Here is a 3,856-nt window from a genome sequence, read left to right as displayed (position 1 = left end):
TGGGGTAGTCTGGATACTGCTGCCTTTGGCAGAATCAGACGCTATTATCAAGCTGGCTGAATCGTTCTCTCTTTATCCTCAGCAGCGAATGCTGGTGCGCAACAGCAGCCAGCACCCAGCGCATCGTGAAATTATGCGCTTAAGCCGACATCAAGCCGAAGTCGAACAGAGTGTATTTACACTTTATAAAGAGCATCCCTTCCATACCAAAGCTGCTGCCGCATTGTTCGAGCCGTATTACACGCGCATGAAGGTAGAAGACTAAAATTAATTAAAACAAACGTCCGTTTTATTTACACATTTATTTATTATCAAATACTAATATTATTCTATATATATGATTTTAATATAGTATTTATTTTTGGTGCAAGTTTTGCTTGAGATGAAAACTGTATGCGAAAAGATTGATGTTGCAAGTGTAGGGGGCTGGTAACTTTATTGGGAGGCCTGCGCTTCGCTTTCGGTCTACACGAATAATGAATATTTAAAGGATCTGGATATGAAAAAATTAGCTCTTGCCGCAGTCATAGGTTCAGTGATTGCTGCAGCACCTGCGCAAGCTGCCGTTATGTGGGACTTTAACTTTACCGATGTCAATACAGGCTTTAATGATGTAACAGAGGGCGCCGCTCGTCAGGGCGCATTGCAGACAGCCGGGGATTATGTCAGTAGTTTTTTGACCAGCTATACCGCTACCATTTACATGGATGTGGATGGGTCGACTTCCGGGGGCGGTACTTTAGCAGCAGCAGGCACTAATTTTACGAACGCAACGTACTCCGCAGGATTTACCCAGCGTGGCGATGTTATGACCAAAATATTGGGCGGGGATGCAGCAGACCCAGGAGTTGGAGTCGCTGATGGTACTGTGACATGGAATTTCACCGATTTCGACTGGGAGCTGGGTAGCGATTTTCAAGCAGGCGAGTTTGATTTCTTTTCAACGGCCGTTCATGAGTTATTGCATGCAATCGGCTTTGCTTCTGAGATCACCGAAACGGGTAACGACGGATATGGCACAACCCCCGGTGATGCTGGCGCATGGGCGCCATTTGATGAGTTTTTAACAAGCTTTGATGGTACATCGATTATCAATCCTGCCGATAATTCACTTCTAGCAGGTACTTGGGATTTAGCGAGACTATCTGGCGATGGAGACGGCACGTCGGGCTGTGGCGCTGGTTTACAGTTCAATGGTGCGAATGCGGTTGCTGCCAATGGTGGTAGCGCCGTTCAGATTTACTCCCCAACAATATGGGAAAGCGGTAGTTCAGGTTCACATCTGGATGATAATTGTTATACAAACCCGGGTAATGTCAGTACTTATATGATGGAAGCTCAAACTATTGATGGTCTGGGTGTGCGTACTATCAGTGCATTGGAAGTAGGTATGATGCGCGATATTGGCTATACCAATTTTGGCGTTCAGGCTAATAATACGGTTCCAGAGCCAGGAACAATCTACCTGATGCTCGGTGCTTTATTGGGGTTGTTCGGTTTAAAGCGTCAGAATAGTAAAGTCGCTTAATAATCTCTTTTTGATAGCTTAAAATACATATTAAGCATATCTTGGGCTCGTCCATCAGGACGAGCCAATCTTCTGGAGATTACACATGCGACACTCTTCTGGATTGCATCCATCTATTATCTTTCCTATGTTATCCTCTCTGATTTTTGCTTCTTCTCCGCAAGTGCTCGCTAGTAAAATCCCAATCGGCCTTAACACTAAACACGGCATCTTTGTGCAAGAGTTTTGGCAGGGTAATAGCCCGACTCTCTGTTTAACCAATCGATCTGATAAAAATAAAACCGTGCGGGTATCCCGATGGCCCGCGAGACAGCTGCCGGCAGACCTTTTAATGCGGTGGCCGTTGCAAGCAGGTTCGGCGCAATGCCATAGTGTCAGTGGTTTAGAAGGTCAGCAATTACTTGAATTTACACTCGCCAATGGCCTTCGACTGGGATTATTCAAAATTCAACGGGCAGGGCTAATAGAAGAAAAACAGCCGGAAGAAGATGTGCCTCAGGTAGGCGTGCTGCAAGAAGAACCCGCTTCCGTCTTTTCTAGCTTCAAAGGCCCTAATGGAACCTGTTCAACATCCGATAATACCTGGATTGAACAATCAAACCTTTGGCTGAAAGCGGGTGAGCCGGCTTACGTAACACTTTTAAGCGCTGGTACTAATACGTTAATAGAGATGCCTATAGAAACGCGTTTGGACCTGCCTCTGTTACCGATAAAATCCATGTCTTCAGACACCCTGGTGATCGATAATGACGGTAATCAATTCACCATCAAAAAAGGGGCGTTAGCTACAGAGCCTGGCGTTCAGCAAACTCGATTAGAATTCGATGTGCCTGCTGTCATGCAACCAACCATGTTTGTGATATCGGGTCGACAGCGCATTGCTAATAACGGTTGGCAATGCTTTATCAGAGGCGTGATGGTCGAGCCCTGAATAAGGGCTCCGACGTGCTACGCTTTTTTTATACTCCTTAGGCTTAATCAAAATGGATCGGTGTTTGTTTTTTAGTATTGACGTGCAAAGTGAAAATGTCAGGCCGTGAATAATGACCGGCCACATCAAATGCACGTTTAGAGGCGGCAACGCGTTCGCAATCAATATCGCAATATAAAACGCCTACCTCTTTTCTCATCGGACCGGCAACAATTTCTCCACCGGGCGCAATCACAACAGAGTCACCCGGATTAACCCACTCATCGTTATCCGGATAGAGTGTTGTTTTCTCTGGGAAATCGTCCGGGATATCGCTGGCCTTTAAAATATTGCCGCTACCGACGACCCAGCAGCATCCCTCACGCGCAATATGCTGCAAGCTGCCTATCCAGCCGTCACCACTGTCATAGGTTGGCGCGATATAGATTTCAACACCTTGTGAGTAAAGCGCATACCTGGCCAAAGGCATAAAGTTTTCCCAGCACAGGAGTGTGCCGATACGGCCGCAGGGTGCATCAATGACTTTCAGGCCGGTGGCATCGCCAAACCCCCACACCATGCGTTCTGGATTAGTAGGCATCAGCTTTCGATGCCGGTTTAATAATGTACCGTCAGGTCCGATAATAACAACGGTATTGTAAAGTGTCGCCCGGCTGAGTTGGCTTTCCCTTTCATCCATGCCACAGACGATCGTAACTTCACATTGTGCGGCGGCCTCATAGAGTGGATTTAAATCATCGCTTTCAAGGTTGACGGCATTGTGTAACAGACGCGAGTGTATCTCTGCCGATAAGCCAAAGTCACCCCCTGGTCTTAAGCGCCAGATCCAGGCAGGGTAGCCGGGAATAAAGGCTTCCGTAAAGATAACAAGCTGAGCACCCGCCGCAGCGGCCTCTTTAACAAAACTTGCCGCGCTTGCTATGGTTTTTTCTTTATTGAGAAATACCGGTGCTTTTTGAATAATCGCTAAGGTAGTCATGATAAAACTCCTTTTGTAAGGTTGTTACTCGGCTATGAGCTCACCAGAGCCTCCAGCTTCTTCAGGTAGGTCCTTCATTTTGGGTAAGCCATCATAAATATGCAGCGTCGCTTCTTGGTAGTGCACATGTATGTCTGGTTCGAAAGGGAAATCCGGGATTACGGCCGCATACACATCGGTTAATTCCATGCTTGGATGCCTGGAAAAAAGGTGGCCTCCGCAGACTTTGCACCAACAGCGCTCACTGTTGGCTGTTTTATTGAAGGTCGCTATATTGTCTGAGCCTTGTGTCACGCTAACGCTTTTTGGATCCCATAATGTGAATGCGTTGGCAGGGGCTGCTGCCCATGTTCTGCATGACTCACAATGACAATAGCCTTGCATGGCGGGTTTACCAGTTACCGTGAATTGCACTGCA

Annotated in this window: 5 protein-coding genes; 3 read left to right on the top strand and 2 right to left on the bottom strand. The window is 46.9% G+C overall.

Annotated elements, in window-relative coordinates:
* The 3 genes from ABY436_RS19515 to ABY436_RS19505 form a co-directional block, all read left to right on the top strand.
* A partial coding sequence (locus ABY436_RS19515) for a hypothetical protein (RefSeq protein WP_372740594.1) occupies positions 1 to 265 on the top strand: 265 nt, incomplete at its 5' end.
* Positions 266 to 499: 234 nt separating this feature from the next.
* Positions 500 to 1,528 carry a PEP-CTERM sorting domain-containing protein gene (locus tag ABY436_RS19510; RefSeq protein WP_372740593.1) on the top strand — a complete coding sequence of 343 codons (1,029 nt, stop codon included), beginning with the start codon at positions 500 to 502 and terminating at the stop codon, positions 1,526 to 1,528.
* 759 nt (positions 1,529 to 2,287) lie between these two features.
* On the top strand, positions 2,288 to 2,413 hold the full coding sequence (locus ABY436_RS19505) for a hypothetical protein (RefSeq protein ID WP_372740595.1): 126 nt from the start codon (positions 2,288 to 2,290) through the stop codon (positions 2,411 to 2,413).
* Positions 2,414 to 2,502: 89 nt separating this feature from the next.
* Here the strand turns inward: ABY436_RS19505 and ABY436_RS19500 are convergent, their stop codons facing one another.
* Both ABY436_RS19500 and ABY436_RS19495 read right to left on the bottom strand, forming a co-directional pair.
* Positions 2,503 to 3,438, bottom strand: coding sequence for a carbon-nitrogen hydrolase family protein (locus ABY436_RS19500; protein ID WP_372740592.1), 936 nt, complete (start codon positions 3,436 to 3,438; stop codon positions 2,503 to 2,505).
* Positions 3,439 to 3,462: 24 nt separating this feature from the next.
* Positions 3,463 to 3,856: GFA family protein (locus ABY436_RS19495; RefSeq protein WP_372740591.1), on the bottom strand; the 394-nt coding region annotated here is incomplete at its 5' end.

This window comes from Neptunomonas sp., from assembly GCF_041601355.1.
Taxonomy (GTDB): Bacteria; Pseudomonadota; Gammaproteobacteria; order Pseudomonadales; family Balneatricaceae; genus Neptunomonas.
Note: the sequence above shows the minus strand (reverse complement) of the source record. Positions and strands in the feature narration are given on the sequence as shown.

Bases quoted from the DNA above. Each gene is read 5' to 3' on its own strand.
- ABY436_RS19510 (WP_372740593.1), top strand. From the start codon at position 500: ATGAAAAAATTAGCTCTTGCCGCAGTCATAGGTTCAGTGATTGCTGCA.
- ABY436_RS19500 (WP_372740592.1), bottom strand. From the start codon at position 3,438: ATGACTACCTTAGCGATTATTCAAAAAGCACCGGTATTTCTCAATAAA.